General features: G+C 42.7%; 19 protein-coding genes and 1 pseudogene. 19 read left to right on the top strand and 1 reads right to left on the bottom strand.

The window, feature by feature from the left end; translation table 11 throughout:
* Nucleotides 1-3 precede the first annotated feature (3 nt).
* The 17 genes from H8S88_RS01115 (at nucleotide 4) to H8S88_RS01195 (ending at nucleotide 15,048) form a co-directional block, all read left to right on the top strand.
* The gene (locus H8S88_RS01115; RefSeq protein ID WP_236127839.1) at nucleotides 4-1,095 is read left to right on the top strand and encodes a nucleotidyltransferase; all 1,092 of its coding nucleotides are present in this window, start codon (nucleotides 4-6) and stop codon (nucleotides 1,093-1,095) included.
* 70 nt (nucleotides 1,096-1,165) lie between these two features.
* Nucleotides 1,166-1,978: a hypothetical protein gene (locus tag H8S88_RS01120; protein WP_236127840.1), complete on the top strand. Its 813-nt coding sequence runs from the start codon at nucleotides 1,166-1,168 to the stop codon at nucleotides 1,976-1,978.
* A 217-nt stretch (nucleotides 1,979-2,195) separates the two neighbouring features.
* Nucleotides 2,196-2,912, top strand: coding sequence for a YebC/PmpR family DNA-binding transcriptional regulator (locus H8S88_RS01125; protein ID WP_006146163.1), 717 nt, complete (start codon nucleotides 2,196-2,198; stop codon nucleotides 2,910-2,912).
* Nucleotides 2,913-3,100: 188 nt separating this feature from the next.
* Nucleotides 3,101-4,243, top strand: a complete 1,143-nt coding sequence (locus H8S88_RS01130) for an amidohydrolase (protein WP_125334845.1) — start codon at nucleotides 3,101-3,103, stop codon at nucleotides 4,241-4,243.
* Between the two features lie 128 nt (nucleotides 4,244-4,371).
* On the top strand, nucleotides 4,372-5,199 hold the full coding sequence (locus H8S88_RS01135; protein WP_125334843.1) for an amino acid ABC transporter substrate-binding protein: 828 nt from the start codon (nucleotides 4,372-4,374) through the stop codon (nucleotides 5,197-5,199).
* Nucleotides 5,200-5,232: 33 nt separating this feature from the next.
* Entirely contained in the window at nucleotides 5,233-6,105 is an 873-nt protein-coding gene (locus tag H8S88_RS01140; RefSeq protein WP_125334841.1) for a MetQ/NlpA family ABC transporter substrate-binding protein, read from the top strand.
* Nucleotides 6,106-6,173: 68 nt separating this feature from the next.
* Nucleotides 6,174-7,547 (top strand): M20/M25/M40 family metallo-hydrolase, encoded by a 1,374-nt coding sequence (locus H8S88_RS01145; protein ID WP_236127841.1) that lies wholly within the window; start codon nucleotides 6,174-6,176, stop codon nucleotides 7,545-7,547.
* A complete protein-coding gene (locus H8S88_RS01150) occupies nucleotides 7,540-8,607 on the top strand; it encodes a methionine ABC transporter ATP-binding protein (protein ID WP_048789833.1) in 1,068 nt (355 codons plus the stop codon). Before H8S88_RS01145 ends, H8S88_RS01150 begins: the two co-directional genes overlap by 8 nt.
* Nucleotides 8,604-9,296 carry a methionine ABC transporter permease gene (locus H8S88_RS01155; protein WP_006595735.1) on the top strand — a complete coding sequence of 231 codons (693 nt, stop codon included), beginning with the start codon at nucleotides 8,604-8,606 and terminating at the stop codon, nucleotides 9,294-9,296. The genes H8S88_RS01150 and H8S88_RS01155 overlap by 4 nt, the downstream gene beginning before the upstream one ends.
* A gap of 15 nt (nucleotides 9,297-9,311) precedes the next feature.
* On the top strand, nucleotides 9,312-9,890 hold the full coding sequence (locus tag H8S88_RS01160) for an MptD family putative ECF transporter S component (RefSeq protein WP_048789834.1): 579 nt from the start codon (nucleotides 9,312-9,314) through the stop codon (nucleotides 9,888-9,890).
* 17 nt (nucleotides 9,891-9,907) lie between these two features.
* Nucleotides 9,908-10,756 carry an SAM hydrolase/SAM-dependent halogenase family protein gene (locus H8S88_RS01165; protein ID WP_048789835.1) on the top strand — a complete coding sequence of 283 codons (849 nt, stop codon included), beginning with the start codon at nucleotides 9,908-9,910 and terminating at the stop codon, nucleotides 10,754-10,756.
* A gap of 13 nt (nucleotides 10,757-10,769) precedes the next feature.
* Entirely contained in the window at nucleotides 10,770-11,321 is a 552-nt protein-coding gene (locus H8S88_RS01170) for an ECF-type riboflavin transporter substrate-binding protein (RefSeq protein WP_048691672.1), read from the top strand.
* 139 nt (nucleotides 11,322-11,460) lie between these two features.
* The gene (locus H8S88_RS01175) at nucleotides 11,461-11,655 is read left to right on the top strand and encodes a helix-turn-helix transcriptional regulator (protein WP_048691669.1); all 195 of its coding nucleotides are present in this window, start codon (nucleotides 11,461-11,463) and stop codon (nucleotides 11,653-11,655) included.
* Nucleotides 11,656-11,683: 28 nt separating this feature from the next.
* Entirely contained in the window at nucleotides 11,684-12,163 is a 480-nt protein-coding gene (locus H8S88_RS01180) for a DUF6773 family protein (RefSeq protein ID WP_048789837.1), read from the top strand.
* Nucleotides 12,164-12,655 carry a DUF6773 family protein gene (locus H8S88_RS01185; RefSeq protein ID WP_048789838.1) on the top strand — a complete coding sequence of 164 codons (492 nt, stop codon included), beginning with the start codon at nucleotides 12,164-12,166 and terminating at the stop codon, nucleotides 12,653-12,655.
* Between the two features lie 150 nt (nucleotides 12,656-12,805).
* On the top strand, nucleotides 12,806-13,789 hold the full coding sequence (gene trhO, locus H8S88_RS01190) for an oxygen-dependent tRNA uridine(34) hydroxylase TrhO (RefSeq protein WP_048789839.1): 984 nt from the start codon (nucleotides 12,806-12,808) through the stop codon (nucleotides 13,787-13,789).
* Nucleotides 13,790-14,151: 362 nt separating this feature from the next.
* Nucleotides 14,152-15,048 carry a DUF4299 family protein gene (locus H8S88_RS01195; protein WP_048789840.1) on the top strand — a complete coding sequence of 299 codons (897 nt, stop codon included), beginning with the start codon at nucleotides 14,152-14,154 and terminating at the stop codon, nucleotides 15,046-15,048.
* Nucleotides 15,049-15,082: 34 nt separating this feature from the next.
* On the opposite strand, the gene H8S88_RS01200 is transcribed toward H8S88_RS01195, so the two are convergent.
* A complete protein-coding gene (locus tag H8S88_RS01200; RefSeq protein WP_009731544.1) occupies nucleotides 15,083-16,363 on the bottom strand; it encodes a uracil-xanthine permease family protein in 1,281 nt (426 codons plus the stop codon).
* A 617-nt stretch (nucleotides 16,364-16,980) separates the two neighbouring features.
* Between H8S88_RS01200 and H8S88_RS01205 the strand changes: the two genes are divergently transcribed.
* The gene (locus tag H8S88_RS01205) at nucleotides 16,981-17,754 is read left to right on the top strand and encodes a nucleoside phosphorylase (protein ID WP_125335173.1); all 774 of its coding nucleotides are present in this window, start codon (nucleotides 16,981-16,983) and stop codon (nucleotides 17,752-17,754) included.
* A pseudogene (locus H8S88_RS09915) lies at nucleotides 17,755-18,606 on the top strand (DUF3744 domain-containing protein); the annotation flags it as partial.
* Nucleotides 18,607-18,615: the final 9 nt, after the last annotated feature.

The following is an 18,615-nucleotide window of genomic DNA, read 5'->3' on the forward strand; positions in this document are numbered from 1 at the left end:
GGCATGATAGTTACAGGTATTATTGCTGAATTTAATCCCTTTCACAATGGACACAAGTACCTGCTGGAACAGGCAGAAGGGGTGAAAATCGTCGCCATGTCTGGAAATTTTGTTCAACGTGGCGAGCCTGCCATTGTAGACAAGTGGACACGGGCTCAGATGGCTTTGGAAAATGGAGCAGACCTGGTGGTCGAGCTCCCCTTTCTCGTGGCTGTTCAATCGGCGGATCATTTTGCCAAGGGAGCGGTAGAAATCTTATCCCGTCTAGGAATCGACCAATTGGCCTTTGGGACAGAAGAAGTCATAGATTACCAAGCGATTGCGACAGTCTACTCGGAGAATGAGGCGGAAATGGAAGCTTTCTTGCGAAGCCTTCCTGACGATTTATCCTATCCACAAAAGACCCAAAAAATGTGGGAAACCTTTGCTGGAGTGGAGTTCACAGGAGAGACTCCCAATCATATCCTGGGTTTGGCCTATGCCAAGGCTTGTGCTGGGAAGGGAATTGCGCTCAAGTCCGTCCAGCGCCAGGGAGCAGGCTACCATTCAGAAGAAAAAGAAGTGGCCTATGCTTCTGCGACTAGTCTACGCCTACACAAGGAAGATCAGGACTTTGTCGCTAAATTCATGCCCAATAGTCAACTCTTTCAGTCGGCTCCACAGGTATCTTGGGAGGATTATGACCAACTGCTCCGTTATCAAATCCTAACCCATCCAGATCTGACACAGATCTTTCAGGTCAATGAGGAACTGGCCAACCGGATAAAGGAGGCCGTTCGAAGTGCTAGCTCTGTGGAGGACTTAGTTGAGAAAGTCGCAACCAAGCGCTATACCAAGGCTCGTGTCCGCCGCATCTTGACCTACATCTTGGTAGGGGCGATGGATCAAGCTCTTCCCAATGCCATTCATGTCTTAGGGTTTTCTGCAAAGGGACAAGCCCACCTCAAAGGCTTGAAAAAATCAGTAGAAATCGTGACCAGAATCGGTAAGGAACCTTGGGACAATTTGACCCAGCAAGCGGATCAGGTGTATCAACTAGGCCATCCTGCACTTAAGGAACAAAATTTTGGACGCGTTCCAGTGATTGTATGGTAAAGAAAACTTTTATCTAAACTAAAAAGATAAAAGTAGAAGCATATAAAAACAGAAAAAGGAATCTTCTTTTATGAGAACGAAAAAATCAATCTTACTTTGCCTCTTGGCTATAATTGCCCTCAGCCTAGGTGCTTGCTCGAGCATTAACAATAAAGGAAATAGTACTCAGAAAAAAACAAGTCAAAGTTCACGTAAAGCAGAGGATATAACAAGTCTTTTAGAAGAAATCGAGACCACTAACGAAAAAATGACTAGTGTTCGTCAGAAAACGGATATAAGTGGTTCATTAAATACAAAAGAAGAAACTATTCAAAAAAAACAAAAAATGACTTCGCAAGTTATCTATAAGACTGAAAAGCAAGAAGTAGAGATGGCATACATTAGTGTTAAGACCTTGGAGAATGGGGAAGAAAATTTTAAAGAACTCTTGATGCCGGGTGGTGAAATGACTCCAATGTATACCCGTTATAATAAAAGTGGGGAATGGGATAAGGAGATTTATGGAAAAGACGGTAAATATATTGTTAACCCGGATTATTTCCAGCTCTTAAAGGGGCTGAATGAACTAACAGAAGATTTAGCTCTAGAAGAAACGGATGACGCTTATGTCTTCAAGTTGAAAAATAAGGATGCTGACTTAATAAGCATTTATGGAGACGAGTTCCAGTTTAACTTATCACAATTCCCTGATTCAAAATACAAGACTGACTTGATCGTAAAGATTGACAAAAAAACTAAATTCCTTAAAGAATTCAAGATGACAGTATCTACTTTAAGTAATAAAGGATTACTGACGATCAAGAGTGAAACGACATACTCAGACTGGAACTTGGTTGAAAAGGAAGACATCCCAACTAACACTGACGAGAAGAACGAACAATAAATTGCTATGTTAAGTATCGCTATTTCCAAAGGCAAAGCTCATAAGGAACCAGTCAATAGGAAATGTTAGATTAGGATGTACAAGTAAACATCTTCTTTTCTGTTAAATAAAAGATATAGAAGAGAACGAATTCTACTATTTTTCTTAGTGATTTTTCATGGTTACTGTGTTATAATAATGAAGATTAAAATGTAAACTATTAAAAGGAGAACCTCCAATGGGACGTAAATGGGCCAATATTGTGGCAAAGAAAACTGCCAAAGATGGCGCTAACTCAAAAGTATATGCGAAATTCGGAGTAGAAATCTATGTAGCCGCTAAAAAAGGTGAGCCAGATCCAGAATTGAATACTGCTTTGAAATTCGTTATCGACCGTGCTAAACAAGCGCAAGTGCCAAAACACGTAATTGATAAAGCGATCGATAAGGCAAAAGGGAATACAGACGAAACCTTTACAGAAGGACGTTACGAAGGATTTGGACCAAATGGTTCCATGTTGATCGTTGATACCTTGACATCAAATGTTAACCGTACAGCTGCGAATGTCCGGGCTGCCTTCGGTAAAAACGGTGGAAACATGGGAGCTTCTGGTTCTGTATCTTACCTCTTTGACAACAAGGGGGTCATCGTCTTTGCGGGTGATGATGCGGATGCCATCTTTGAGCTTTTATTGGAAGCAGATGTGGATGTAGATGATGTTGAAGCAGAAGAAGGAACAATTACTGTTTACACTGCTCCAACTGACCTTCACAAAGCGATCGTTGCTTTGCGTGAATCTGGTATCGAAGAATTCCAAGTAACCGAATTGGAAATGATTCCTCAATCAGAAGTTGAGTTATCAGGTGAAGATTTGGAAACATTTGAAAAACTCTACAGCGTTCTTGAAGACGACGAAGACGTACAAAAAATCTACACAAACGTGGATGGATTCTAATAGAAATAGACCTTTGAAGATAATTTCTTCAAAGGTTTTTTTCTTGAGGTTTGGCATTTTTAGGAAGGAAAGCAGAGGACACAACAATAACGATATAGTTCCTGGCTATAACTGAGAGAAAAAAATAGGAATTAGACGAATAGGGGAGGCAGTGATAGAATAGAACTATGCTAGAAAGGGGACGAGAAATGGTATCATTTTCCTATGAACATCTAGTGCCCATTCGGCATTACGTGCATCAGCATCCAGAGTTATCTGGACAAGAATACCAAACCACAGCTTATCTCAAAGCCTATTTGGAAAAGCTAGGTGTACGCATTTTAAACAGTGGATTAAAGACCGGTCTGATTGCTGAGATCGGAAGCGGTCAACCAGTCATTGCCCTTCGCGCAGATATTGATGCCCTTCCAATTCAGGAAAACACGGGTCTCGACTACCAAAGTCAAAACCCTGGTGTCATGCATGCCTGTGGCCATGATTTCCATCAGGTGAGCCTATTAGGGGCTGCAGAAGTCCTAAAAGGTATGGAAACAGACTTAAAGGGAACGGTTCGGTTGATTTTTCAGCCGGCTGAGGAGACTTCTGAAGGAGCATCTGCGGTATTAGCGACCGGGCTCCTAGAGAATGTACAGGCCATCCTTGGATTTCACAACATGCCGTCATTGCCTGCGGGTCAGTTGGCCCTGCGTCCAGGCGCCATGATGGCGGGTGTTGAAAAGTTCAAGGTGACTGTCACTGGGGTGAGCAGTCATGCAGCTCGACCGGATCTCGGTTTGGATACGGTTGTAGCAATCACTAGTATGGTCCAGCAGTTGCAGACCTTGGTTTCGCGTACGGTTTCGCCATTTGAGACAGCTGTCCTATCGGTGACCCATATCGAAGCTGGTTCAACCTGGAATGTTCTTCCCAAGTATGGTTACTTTGAAGGAACCATTCGAACCTTTAATCCGGATCTCCAGAGACGCCTCAAGGCGGATTTCATTCGCGTGATTGAGCAAATCTCTAACAGTACCGGAGTCATGGTCCAATTTGATTGGGGCAAGACACCACCGGTTACCTATAATGATAAGGCCCTGGCTAAAAAAGTTTTTCGCTGGTCCAAGTCTTTTGCAGAAGTTGTCGAGGCCCAGCCATCGACAGCGGGTGAAGATTTTGCTTTCTATCAAGAGAAAATCCCAGGAGTCTTTGCTTTTATCGGATCGAATGGTGCAGCGGATGCACCGGATCTCCACCATGATAGCATGGTCATAGATGATGCTGCTTTTGCAGTATCAGTTCCATATTACGTAGAAAATGCCCTCGCTTTGCTGAAAAAATTTTCAACCAAATGAGACGTGATAGGTAAAACTTATCACTGCCATAAAGAAAATATAATACCCAAGAGTCAGGAATTTTGATATGATGGAAAAAGCTGTTTTTTTAAAGAGGAATAAACAATTTTAGTGAAAAAGGAGAACAAATGAAATTGAATAAATTCATCAAATATGTTGGTTTGAGTCTTGTGGGCTTAGTAGCAGTTGGGACTTTGGTAGCCTGCTCATCCAAGTCATCAAGTAAATCAAGCGGAAAACGGACCATTGAAGTCGCAACAGTTGGAACAACCAAACCCTTCACCTATGATAAGGACGGAGAATTGACTGGTTATGAAATCGAAGTCATGCGTGAAATCTTCAAAGGTTCAGATATGTATGAAGTCAACTTTAATAAGACAGAATGGTCTTCTATCTTTGCTGGCTTAGACGGCGATCGTTACCAAATCGGTGTCAGCAACCTTAGCTACGATAAAAAACGTGCGGAAAAATACTTGTACCCAAATCCATACGCAAAGAACCCAGTGGTCTTAGTGGTTCGCAAAGATTCAGGGATCAAGTCACTGGATGATATCGGTGGCAAGTCTACAGAGGTCATCCAAGGAACTTCTACAGCGAAACAATTGGAAGCATACAATGAAGAGCACAAGGATAATCCAACAGAGCTCAAATATACAGATGGAACGATTCAATCTATTCTTGCTAATTTGAGCGATGGCCGTTCAGATTATAAGATTTTTGAACGTTTGACCGTTGAAGCTTTGATCAAGGACCAAGGGTTGGATAATTTGGAAGTGATTGAACTTCCAAGTGATCAACAACCATACGTTTACCCAATCCTTGCCAAAGGTGAAAAAGAATTGGAAACCTTCGTCAACAAACGAATCAAAGAATTGTACGAAGATGGGACACTTGAAAAATTGTCTAAGAAGTACTTTGGTGGAACTTTCCTTCCAGAAGCTTCTGATATTAAATAAGGTTATTTAAAAACATCATAAGGAGAAAAGAATATGAAATTAACAAAACTTTTTGGAGTAGCAGCTCTTGCTACCGTTGCAACATTTGCTTTAGCAGCATGTGGTTCTTCAAAATCATCTAAATCATCTGATAAAGATGGTGTGACAACTGTTAAAGTTGGGGTGATGAACTTAAGTGATACAGAAGAAGCTCGTTGGAAAGAAGTGCAAAAGAACTTAGATGATGCAAAAGCAAACATCAAATTGGAATTCACTCAGTTTACAGACTACTCACAACCAAACCAAGCTGTTCGTGATGGAGATGTGGATATCAACGCTTTCCAACATTACAACTACCTTGAAAACTGGAACAAAGAAAACAGCGCAGATCTAGTTTCTGTAGCAGATACTTATATTGCGCCAATCCGTCTTTACTCTGGTACAAAAGATGGAAAGAACAAATACACAGATGTGAAAGACATTCCTGAAAAAGGTACCATTGCAGTACCAAACGACCCAACAAACGAAAGCCGTGCCTTGTATGTATTGGAATCAGCTGGTTTGATCAAGTTGGATACAAAAGATGGGGAATTGGCTACCATCAGCAACATCAAAGACAATCCAAAGAACTTGACAATTTCTGAGTTGGACGCTTCTCAAACAGCTTCTTCACTTCCATCAGTTGATGCAGCAATCATCAATAACACCTTTGTTCGTGAAGCAGGTATTGATTACAAGAAAGCTCTCTTTGTAGAAAAAGCAAACAGCAACTCTAAACAATGGTACAACTTGATTGCAGCTAAGAAAGATTGGAAATCATCTGATAAAGCAAAAGCAATCGAAGCCATTATTAAAGCCTACCATACTGACAACGTGAAGAAAGTCATCGAAGAATCTTCAGACGGTATGGACCAACCAATTTGGTAATTGATAGGATGAATAGAGAGGTGGAGAAGGTTTTCTCTACCTCTTATCGTGTATAGTAGGAGGAAATGATGTCCAATCCAAGAGAGACAGAACAAATACGCAAATTTGAAAATGATGAGGTGGCTCAACATTATTTTGAAGTCCTGAGGACCCTCATTTCCAAACGCTCCATTTTTGCCCAGCAGATTGGCTTAAAGGAAGTAGCGACCTATTTGGGAGAAATTTTCACAGCTGCAGGAGCTAAGGTAACTGTGGATGACAGTTACACAGCGCCATTTGTCATTGCTAAATTTGTTTCACCCAATCCGGATGCCAAGACCATCATTTTCTACAACCATTACGATACTGTTCCAGCAGATGGCGACCAACCTTGGACAAGTGATCCCTTTACGCTGTCGGTCCATTACGGGACCATGTATGGTCGAGGGGTAGATGATGACAAGGGGCATATTACAGCACGGTTAACGGCTATTCGCAAATATATCCGTGAGAATGGCGACCTGCCAGTCAACATTACCTTTATCATCGAAGGAGCAGAAGAATCTGCTTCGACCGACCTGGATAAGTATCTAGCCAAACACAAAAAACACTTGCGTGGGGCAGATCTCTTAGTCTGGGAACAAGGGACTCGTAACCAACAAGGGGAACTGGAAATCTCCGGTGGCAACAAGGGGATTGTTACCTTTGACATGGTGGTCAAAAGTGCAGATGTGGATATCCATTCCAGCTATGGTGGAGTGGTGGAATCAGCATCTTGGTATCTGCTCAATGGTTTGTCCAGTCTTCGAGATAAAGACGGTCGCATCTTGGTGGATGGCCTCTATGATTTGATTGAGGAGCCTAACGAGCGGGAATTGGCCTTGATTGACCGTTATGCCAATAAGACAGCAAACGATGTGACTGAGATTTACAATCTCCAATTGCCTATCTTGAAAGAGGAACGCAGTGAGTTCTTGAAACGATTTTATTTTGAACCAGCCATGAACATTGAAGGCTTGGGGACAGGCTATCAGGGTCAAGGAGTCAAAACCATTCTACCTGCAGAAGCTCGAGCCAAGATGGAAGTTCGGTTGGTGCCTGGCTTGGAACCCAAACAAGTCTTAGAATTGATTCGTGCTCAGTTGGATAAAAATGGCTTTGAGAAGATTGATCTCGTCTATACACTAGGGGAAATGAGTTATCGGAGCGATATGAGTGCGCCTTCCATTCTCAATGTCATTGATCTGGCCAAACGCTTTTATCCAGAAGGGGTCTGTGTCCTTCCAACAACTGCAGGCACTGGTCCCATGCATACGGTCTTTGAGGCCTTGCAAGTTCCTATGGCTGCCTTTGGAATCGGAAATGCCAATAGTCGAGATCATGGTGGGGATGAGAATGTGAAAATTGCTGACTACTATACCCATATTGAATTAATTAAGGAGTTAATCACAAGTTATGAGTAAAGAAATTATCAAACTGGACCATATCGATGTTACCTTTCATCAGAAAAAACGTGAAATTGCAGCCGTGAAGGATGTGACCATTCATATCAATGAAGGGGATATTTACGGGATTGTTGGATATTCTGGTGCAGGGAAATCAACGCTTGTACGGGTCATCAATCTCTTGCAAGTACCGTCAGCAGGTACTATCACCGTAGATGGTGATGTCATCTATCAAGATCAGGTGACCTTGAATGCTGCGGCTTTACGCCAAAAACGCCGAGACATTGGTATGATTTTCCAACACTTCAATCTAATGGCCCAAATGACCGCTGCTGAAAATGTGGCCTTTGCCCTTAAGCATTCAAATTTGTCTAAAGAGCAAAAGGCTGAAAAAGTAGCTAAGTTGTTGGAACTAGTAGGACTGTCAGATCGGGCGGACAACTATCCTGCTCAGTTGTCAGGTGGTCAAAAACAACGGGTGGCGATTGCGCGTGCGCTCGCCAACGATCCAAAGATTTTGATTTCTGACGAATCAACATCTGCCCTAGATCCAAAAACGACCAAACAAATCCTTGCTCTTCTGCAAGAGCTGAATCAGAAGTTGGGCTTGACAGTGGTCTTGATTACCCACGAAATGCAAATTGTCAAAGACATTGCCAATCGGGTTGCTGTTATGCAAAATGGTGAATTGATTGAAGAAGGTTCTGTTTTAGATATCTTCTCAAATCCTAAGAATGAATTAACGCAAGACTTCATCACAACAGCAACAGGAATCGATGAAGCTATGGTGAAAATCAACCAGCAACAAATTGTTAAGCAATTGCCAGCGGATTCTGTTTTGGCCCATTTGAAATATTCTGGTTCGGTGACAGACACGGCGATTATCAACGATATTTATAAACAGTACCAAGTGTCTGCAAATATTCTACACGGGAATATTGAAATTTTGGATCATACCCCTGTTGGAGAGTTGGTTGTTATCCTGACTGGAGAAGCAGCGAATCTATCTGCTGCCCAACGGGATTTACAAGCGGCAGGTGTTTCTGTTCGTGTCTTAAAAGAAGGGAGTAATGCATGATTGACTTTATTCAAACCTATCTACCAAATGTTTACCGGATGGGCTGGAGTGGCCAAGCTGGATGGGGAACAGCGATTTATCTGACCCTTTACATGACCTTTATCTCTTTTGTGATTGGTGGTTTGTTGGGACTCATTGCAGGCTTATTATTAGTCTTGACAGCACCAGGCGGGATTATCGAGAATAAATTGGTTTTCCATATCTTGGATAAAATCACTTCCATCTTCCGTGCCATTCCATTTATCATCTTGCTAGCCTTGATCAATCCCTTCACTCGTATGATTGTCGGAACTGGGATCGGTCCTACAGCAGCCTTAGTTCCCCTATCCTTAGCCGTCTTTCCTTTCTTTGCCCGCCAAGTTCAAGTCGTTTTATCTGAGCTTGACCGAGGTGTGATTGAAGCAGCACAGGCAAGTGGAGCGACCTTCTGGGATATTGTAGGTGTCTATCTTCGTGAAGGTCTTCCAGATTTGATTCGTGTCACAACTGTTACTCTTATTTCCTTGGTTGGTGAAACAGCCATGGCGGGTGCGATTGGAGCCGGTGGTCTCGGAAACGTGGCTATTTCCTATGGTTACCAACGCTTTAATAATGATGTCACCTTGCTAGCAACCTTCTTGATTCTGCTTTTGATCTTCTTTATTCAGTTTATCGGTGATTTCTTGACCAAGAAAATTAGTCACCGGTAAGGATGGGTTAGGTATATGAACATGATACAGAAACATCAATTTAAGCAGGTTGCAGCCTTTGCAGGCTTGTATTTTCTTGCCATTGGTTTAGGCGTCCTGCTTGGAAGTCTGGTTGACCATCGAGGGAATATGTTTTATGCTCCAGCCTTCTCTGCCCTAGTTGGTGGAGGAATCTATCGCGTCTATGTTGAGAAAATTCAACGGACAGGAGCTATTCAAGTAGTTGCTCTTGTGATTGGTGCTTTTTTCCTTTTCACTCGTCATGGAGCTGGAGCCTTTCTTCCTGCTCTTGTTGGGGGGCTTTTGGCTGAATTGGTCGCAGCTCGTGGCCACTACCAGTCGAAGTTAGGCAATGCGCTTTCCTTCCTCTTCTTTTCCTTTACGACGACAGGCCCCATTCTCATGATGTGGATCCAACCAGCTAGTTACCGTGCTTCTTTACTAGCCCGTGGGAAGTCGATGGATTATATTGAACGCGTTATGGTACCGTCAAATATGGAGACGGTGAGCTGGTTTTTATTGACCCTTCTTCTTGGAGCTCTACTAGGTTATCTTCTGGGACAGTTGGTCTATCAAAAGCTAGATAGAAAATGACATGATGGAGAAAAAATATGCACAATAATTTACTAGTTCTTCAGTCAGACTTCGGTCTGGTGGATGGGGCTGTCTCTGCTATGATCGGGGTTGCTTTAGAGGAATCACCCACCCTTAAGATTCATCACTTGACCCATGACATTACCCCTTACAATATCTTTGAAGGAAGTTACCGCCTCTTTCAGACGATAGACTACTGGCCAGAAGGGACAACTTTTGTTTCGGTCGTCGATCCAGGTGTTGGATCCAAACGAAAGAGTGTGGTAGCTAAAACGGCGAAGAATCAATACATTGTTACTCCAGATAATGGAACCCTCTCTTTCATCAAAAAACATGTAGGGATTGTTGCTATCCGTGAGATTTCAGAGGTGAAGAACCGCCGGGCCAATACAGAGTTTTCTTATACCTTCCATGGGCGTGATGTCTATGCCTATACAGGAGCTAAGTTAGCCAGTGGCCATATCAGCTTTGAGGAAGTGGGACCAGAACTCAGTGTCGAACACATTGTAGAAATCCCTGTGGTGGAAACTGTTATGGAGGACAATCTTGTCAAAGGAGCAGTTGACATCTTGGATGTACGCTTTGGTTCTCTCTGGACTTCGATTACTCGAGAAGAGTTCAATCATTTGGAACCTGAATTTGGGGAACGCTTTGAAGTGACCATCTATAACAATGACATGCTGGTTTACCAAAACCAAGTAACCTACGGCAAGTCTTTCGCTGACGTGCGGATTGGACAGCCAATCCTTTATATCAATTCCCTCTACCGTGTTGGTCTTGCTATCAACCAGGGATCCTTTGCCAAGGCCTATAATGTAGGAGTTGGGGCTTCTTGGCATATCGAAATTAGAAAAATGGAAAATTAATAGGAGATAAAATATGAAACAAAAACAAGCTTTTACAATTAAGGATGTTGTAGCCATCGGGGTTGGAGCGGCCCTCTTTGTGGTCATTGCGATGATCCCAATTCCAGCGCCAGCTCCAAATACCAACATTCAATTGCAATACGCTCTTCAAGCCCTCTTTAGTGTGATCTTTGGTCCGATTGTTGGTTTCTTAATGGGCTTTATCGGACATGCCATTAAAGATGCGATGACTTATGGCCTCTGGTGGACTTGGATCATTTCTAGTGGCTTGTTTGGACTCTTTGTTGGTATCTTCCGCAAGCAAATCGGTAACCTAAAAGGAGAAGTGACCAAGAAAGAATTGATCGTCTTTAACGTCGTACAAGTCATTGCCAACTTGCTTATTTGGGGATTGATTGCTCCGATTGGGGATGTGATGATCTACAAAGAAAGTGCAAACAAGGTCTTCCTACAAGGTGTTGTAGCAGGTTCTGTCAATGCTTTAGTTGTAGCTATTGCAGGTTCTCTTCTCTTGATTGCTTATGCACGGACTCAAACAAAAGATGGAAGTTTGTCTAAAGACTAATCATAAATAAGAAGATAAAGTCTGGGAAACCAGGCTTTTTTTGTTTACCAAAAATATTTTTTACAAAATGTAAAATATATGTTGCAAAATAGAAAATATAGTGTATAATAGAGTTATAAAAACAAGAAAGGAAAAGCATGTGACGAAAAATCTCAAATTAAAAATGGCCCGGGTCGAGCATGATATGACCCAGGGGGATCTTGCAGATGCCATCGGGGTGACACGTCAGACCATTGGCCTGATCGAGGCAGGGAAGTACAATCCAACCCTCAGCCTCTGCCTAGCCATTTGTAAGACCTTGGATAAGACGCTGGATCAACTGTTCTGGGAGTAACAGTTTTAACAATAGAAAGAGGAAACATATGAAACAAAAGAAAGAACCAATTGTAAAAGATGAACGGACCATGCTGCTTGATGGAAAAATTGCGGGGGAACTTGTTCTAGGAATGACCTGCTTTATCGCCTTATCAGCCTTTGTGAAAGCTAGTATTCTGGACTTAGAGCTAGTAGCCTATATTCCCGAACTTATTCTCTTGATTGTCATGGGAGTTTATGCCTTTGTGAGAAGGATCAGCTCAGGGATCGACATTCGAGATATGTTAGAAAAAGATAGCTGGTTCAGCCGCATCGGGGCAGGCGTCTTATTTTCCTTATTTGTGATCGCAACGGATGTGATTGGGAAGCGCGAAACGATGAGCTTTATGTTCAGTCCCAAGTATCTGCTCAAAATCGTCCTTGCTATTTTAGTCTTTGCCCTTTTGACTTATCTGTTAGAGAAACCACTTGCTCTTATCAATCGGAAAAAACAAAAGAAGATCGAGGCAGAGTTAGAGGAGGAATAAATGAGATTACAATTGTTGAACAAACAAATTATAGATGAACGAGAAGAAGGACTGGCCAATAAGGCTGGTGCTGAAACGGCTAGTTTTCTATTCCTCGCCTTAGCAGTTTTTAGTGTGGGATCTATGTTTACGACCAATCCTGGACTGAGTCCAATCATGGTCGTAACCTTACTCATTGTTTCAGGATTGTATTATTCGGTTCGTTGTCAACGATTGGGTGTACGGTTTATCAGCTATAGTTACCTCAATCTAATGGGTATTATTACTGTAACTTGTGTTCTCTCCTTATTCATCTGGGCTCAAAATTTTCAATTAAACCAAGCAATCTATCACAATAATCCCTTTCATTCAAAATTTTTGCTGGTGCTTCCTATCACATTTCTCCTGAATCTTCCGATTGTATGGGGGATGAATTCCCTTGTGATGCTCCTTGCAAAAGTAGAGAAAAAACGCTATGAAGCCTATCTAGACCAGTTGGAAAAGGAAGAGTAGGTAGTCGGAGTCTTATTTTCGTCGTGTAAAAGTCTGGAACCCCAGGCTTTTATTTTTCAGTCAAATAAATTGCATTCGTTTTCTCGGGAGAGTATACTGGTATAGTTGAATGAAAAATTCTGATAATTTAATCTTAGAAAAGAGAATCTTATGGCAAAACCTATTCGTGTTTTACTTTACTATAAATATGTTCCCATCGAAAACGCAGAACAATTTGCGGCTGATCATTTGGCTTTCTGTAAATCAATCGGGCTCAAGGGACGTATCCTAGTTGCTGATGAAGGAATCAACGGAACCGTTTCTGGTGATTACGAAACGACGCAAAAATACATGGACTATGTTCACAGCCTTCCTGGTATGGAAGACCTCTGGTTCAAGATTGATGAGGAAGAAGAGCAAGCTTTCAAGAAGATGTTTGTACGATATAAGAAAGAGATTGTCCACCTTGGATTAGAGGATGATAACTTCGATAACGATATCAATCCCCTTGAAACGACAGGTGCTTACTTGTCTCCAAAAGAATTTAAAGAAGCTCTTCTAGACGAGGATACAGTTGTCCTTGATACTCGTAACGACTATGAGTACGATCTTGGACACTTCCGCGGCGCTATTCGTCCAGATATCCGCAATTTCCGTGAGTTGCCACAATGGGTCCGTGATAACAAGGAAAAATTCATGGACAAGCGTGTCGTAGTTTACTGTACAGGTGGCGTCCGTTGTGAGAAGTTCTCAGGTTGGATGGTGCGTGAAGGCTACAAAGATGTCGGTCAATTGCACGGCGGAATTGCAACCTACGGAAAAGACCCAGAAGTTCAAGGAGAACTATGGGATGGGAAGATGTACGTCTTTGACGAGCGGATTGCTGTCGATGTCAACCATGTCGATCCAAGCGTTGTTGGAAAAGACTGGTTTGATGGAACACCATGTGAACGCTATGTCAACTGTGGAAATCCTTTCTGTAACCGTCGCATCTTGACTTCAGAAGAGAACGAAGACAAGTACCTCCGTGGCTGCTCCCATGAGTGTCGTGTTCATCCACGCAATCGTTATGTCGAAGAATACAACTTGTCACAAGCAGAGGTTGCTGAACGTTTGGCCGTTATCGGTGAGACGCTTGATGGAACTCTTGCATAAGTTAAAAACAGCCTTTTGGCTATTTCAGATTGAAGATAAAGTCTTTTGAAAAACTTCCCTTAGGTGAGTACGGACGTCAGCGAACTTCTACGAAGTTCCATGACTTAGTTTTGAACCTAAGGTTTCAAAACTCCCGAGTGCTTGAACTACACTGGTTCAAGCACTTTTTCTCACAGCGGAAAGTTTTTCATCTTCTTTAATGACTAAAAAATAAAAGTCATGTTTTGAAAGTCATCTAGCTGTTTAATGTAGCACAATAATTTGTCTACATTCAAAAGCAGCCTTTTGGCTGTTTTTTTCTATGGAAAGTCATGAAAATTTGTGCTATAATTTGGTAAGCGATTACAAAAAGGAGAAAACAAATGTCAGTTGTGTTTTCAATTCGAAATAAAAAGAGTATGTTTGGCTATCAAAAAGTGATGCCAGCTAAAGATGTATTGAATTTGGTGGAGGGAGTTCTTACCTACAGTTTTGAGGAAGCCATGCTTGGTCGCTCTCTCAAAGATTTTCCAGCCATGATGTGTATCCGCTATGGCAAGAGTTGCTTGCCGATCATCCTTCGTTATCTGGATCAAGAGCATGCTTATCAGTTCATCCTTGCAGATTTTGCCACCCTTGAAGATTGGCGACTCATCTTGGAATGGCTCAGTGCCCTAGCTCGCCAGTTGGGAAATGAGATTCACGATAATTTAGGAACCAGCTATGACGCAGATTCTATTTTCTCTTTTGACTATGAGAACTATTTGCTGAAGAATCTACAGAATCTAGAAAAAGATCCAGACCTTCATCAATATCAACTTCAGGGATTTGCTCATTCTGTGATCTTGGATCGTGAGCTCCTTCGTAAAATTTTAGACTCCGCTCAACCTTTAGAGGAGTTCAGTCAAGTGGTTAAAAAGGTTCAATACAGCTCCGCCTTCTTTAGTCAAGTTCGTTTCTACCGTCAGAACGAAACGGGAGGCATTATTGGCAGTTACAGTCTAACAGAAGATACGGATACTGTCTTGCCACGTGTGCCTTTTGTACCTGCTGAGTTTGTAGAGAAGGTCAATATGGATGAGGTCATCGACTGGAAAGTGAACCTAGTGGAAATCACTGGAAATCCTGATATGCCAGAGAGTTATAAGCCGGTGGCTGCTGTGAATTTAGAAGCCCTACTGGATGCTTTGGACTCGAGTGAATTTGAATTGTTGGATGCTAATCAAATTGAAATTAAAAAATTGTCCAAAGAACGCTTGTTGCAATTAGCCCAACTCTAATAAAAAAAGTTCTCAGTGTTGAGAACTTTTTCTTTTAGTTTGATTCATGTGGCAAGATCAAGTTAAGGATGATTCCTGTCATAGCGGAGAGGGCTGTTCCTGATAGGGTCACTGGACCAAGTTTCAGAATTGCTCCACCAAGTCCAAGAACCAACATGGCACTTGCAATAATCAAGTTGCGCATCAAGCTGAAGTCAACGCGTTCTTTGATCAAGACTTTCAAACCATTACTTGCGATAACCCCATAGAGCAAGATGGACATCCCACCGAGAACAGAGTTTGGAATGGTAGAGATGAGAGCAGTAAATTTACCAAGGAAGCTCAAGGAAATAGCAATCAAGGCTGCATTTCGGATAACGGAAACAGAAGCGATGCGAGTCATCCCAATAACGCCTGTATTTTCACCGTAAGTGGTATTGGCTGGACCACCAAGAAAGGCCGAAACAGATGTAGCAATCCCGTCACCAAGAAGGGTACGATGAAGTCCCGGTTGTTTCAAGAATTGACGGCCACAGATTTGACTAAGCACCGTATGGTCACCGATGTGTTCTGAAATAGTTACGATAGCGATTGGCAAGATAGCGATGGTTTCAGGACCGAAATACAAGTTGTATTGTTTGAAGGCCCCACCCGTATTGAAAGGAAGATAGAAACCAGGAATCTCAAACCAGTTAGCCTTGAGGACCGGATCAAAGTTCACCAAGCCCAAGCAAACTGCGAAGACATAACCACCGATAATGGCGAAAAGGAAAGGAATGATTTTGAAGAAACCTTTTCCTTTGGTGTTGATGAAGGCGGCAATCAGGAAGGTCACGACAGCAACAAGGGCATTTTTCCAATCTCCCCCTTCGACAAAACCAGCGTTTTTAACGGCTGATCCTGCAAGTCCAAGACCAATAACGATAATCATAGGTCCAATGACAACGGCAGGAAGCAATTTGTCAATCCAGCGAGTGCCTGCTACTTTAACCCCTGCAGCGACTAGCACGTAGATCAGACCGGTCAGGATAACCCCTGTTTGGGCTGCATCGACTTTTCCTCCCATTTCCTTCATTGCCAAAGCCATGGCTGTGATGAAGGCGAAGGAAGAGCCGAGGTAGACAGGGACTTTAAAGCCGGTACAAGTCATATAGATCAGTGTCCCAACCCCTGATGCAAAGAGGGCAACGGATACGGGCATGCCCAAGATGAGTGGTACCAGGATGGTTGCCCCAAACATGGCGAAAACGTGTTGGAAACTTAATAAGATTCCTTTTAGGGGTGCCGGACTTTGATCGACATCCAGGAGCAAATCAACAGTTGATTCTTCTTTCATAATAACCTCACTTTTGGGCACCAAAAAAGAGCCCATGAATTTTTTGCATAGCAAGGGCCCTCAGATTATTCATATTCTGTGTCTTTGTCACCTCACAGGATGACATTAAAAACCTTTGCTTCTAAGAAGTATAGCAGAAAAAATTCGTTTTGTAAACGAATTTTTCCCGAGCCAAGAAACGAGAGAGCGAGGAGGGAATCATTGAAGTTCTCATTTTTGTATCAGGAAAGAGGTTAACGATCGACGCAGTGGTTGAGTGGCCCCTCCCACGCTCTAATTCTCGCTTGGACGGGCCTACTCAACTTTGCGGGGGAGGGACGACGAAACCGTCGTTTTAAATGGTAATCGATTTCTGTCCCTCTCCCTTTTCCCGAGCCAAGAAATAAAAAAGCGAGGTAGGAGTTAGTAAGAGTTATCTATTTTCATCATAAAAGAGGTCAACGGTAGACGCAGTGGTTGAGCGGCCCATTTTCTTTTACTTTTGGAGAGATTCGGTATCATTTTCTACTACAAAAGGCGAACAAGTGAGCTTGCTTTCCCCTTTGTTAGAAGGAAAGAGGCCGATTTTGTGGTATAATAGAGGACTAGAAGTAGAATGAATGAAAGAGAAGTCAGAGATGCTGTTAGAAGAATTTGATGCCAATCGACAGGCGATTATCAACCCACAAGACCTACATGGTCCCATTGAAGGATTTCCAAAAGTAGTCATCTCTTGCTTTTCAAGAGTAACTTTTGCGCGCCTCCTTGAAAATTATGAACATGAGGTCATTACAAGAACTTCCATGGCCAACTTTGAAGTCATTGTCTATGGGATTACGATTGGAGACCAACAGGTTGCTGTCTTTAATGCACCAGTTGGGGCTGCTTCCTGTGTAGGGATTATAGAGGATTTGATTCAATTTGGGATGGAAAAACTGGTGCTCTTTGGGACCTGTGGGGTTTTGGACCAAGATATTGAGGCGACCTCCATCATCATTCCAACGGCTGCTCTTCGCGACGAAGGGACCAGCTACCACTATCTTCCAGCTAGTGATGAAGTGGAAGTAAATAAGGAAAGTCTTCCTCTCTTCCAAGCTTTTCTGGATAGTCACAAGGTTTCCTATCAGTCAGGAAAAGTGTGGACGACAGATGCTCCCTATCGGGAAACCATCGACAAGATGAAGCGACGAATGGAAGCAGGAGCTATCTGTGTGGATATGGAGTGTTCTGCAGTAGCTGCCTTAGCAGCTTTTCGGGACTTTGAGCTCTGCCATTTCTTCTACGCAGCAGACCACCTCTCGGAAGAAAAATGGGATATCCGAACCTTATCTAGTCATGAGGATTTAGATAGCAAGGATCGAATCGCGGATTTGGCCATCCAATTTGCGCTCTTATGGGAAAAGGCGAACTAAATGAAAGAAACAATGATTGAATTGAAGGATTTTTCCTTCCAATACAAGGCACAGTCTGAGCCAACTTTGAAAAATATCAACTTAACCATTTATAAGGGGGAAAAGGTCCTGATTGTCGGGCCATCTGGCTCTGGAAAGTCAACCATTGGCCAGTGCTTAAATGGGATTATCCCTAATATCTATAAGGGAACCAGTAGTGGGCAATTCCTCATTCAGGGGAAAGAAGCCTTTGATCTCAGTATTTATGAGAAATCTCATTTGGTCAGTACGGTCTTGCAGGATACAGATGGTCAGTTTATTGGTCTCAGTGTTGCAGAAGACTTGGCTTTTGCCCTTGAAAACGATATGGTGGAGCTGGAAAGCATGAAATCCCGGGTCCATACCTGGGCGGAGCGCTTAGATTTGAGCAAGCTCTTGGGCAATCGGCCTCAAGATTTATCTGGTGGGCAAAAACAACGGGTTAGCTTGGCGGGTGTCCTGATTGACGAAAGTCCGATCCTGCTCTTTGATGAGCCATTGGCTAATCTAGATCCCAAATCGGGTCAGGATATCATAGATCTGATTGATCAGATTCATGAAGAGCAGGGGACGACAACCATTATTATCGAACACCGTTTGGAGGATGTACTCTACCGTCCCATTGATCGGGTCATCTTGATCAATCAAGGGCAAGTTCTCTTTAATGGGAGCCCAGATGAGTTGTTGAGGACCACACTGCTGGCTGAAAATGGGATTCGTGAACCCCTCTATTTAACGACTCTTCGCCAGTTAGGCCAGGATATCAGCAAGCTACCGCATTTGGACAAGGTAGAAAAATTACCACTTGGGGATTTATCAGTGGATATCCCAACTCCTCATTTT

Origin of the sequence: Streptococcus sp. GS001, from assembly GCF_021595565.1 — a bacterium.
In the GTDB taxonomy this organism is placed as follows: Bacteria; Bacillota; Bacilli; order Lactobacillales; family Streptococcaceae; genus Streptococcus; species Streptococcus xiaochunlingii.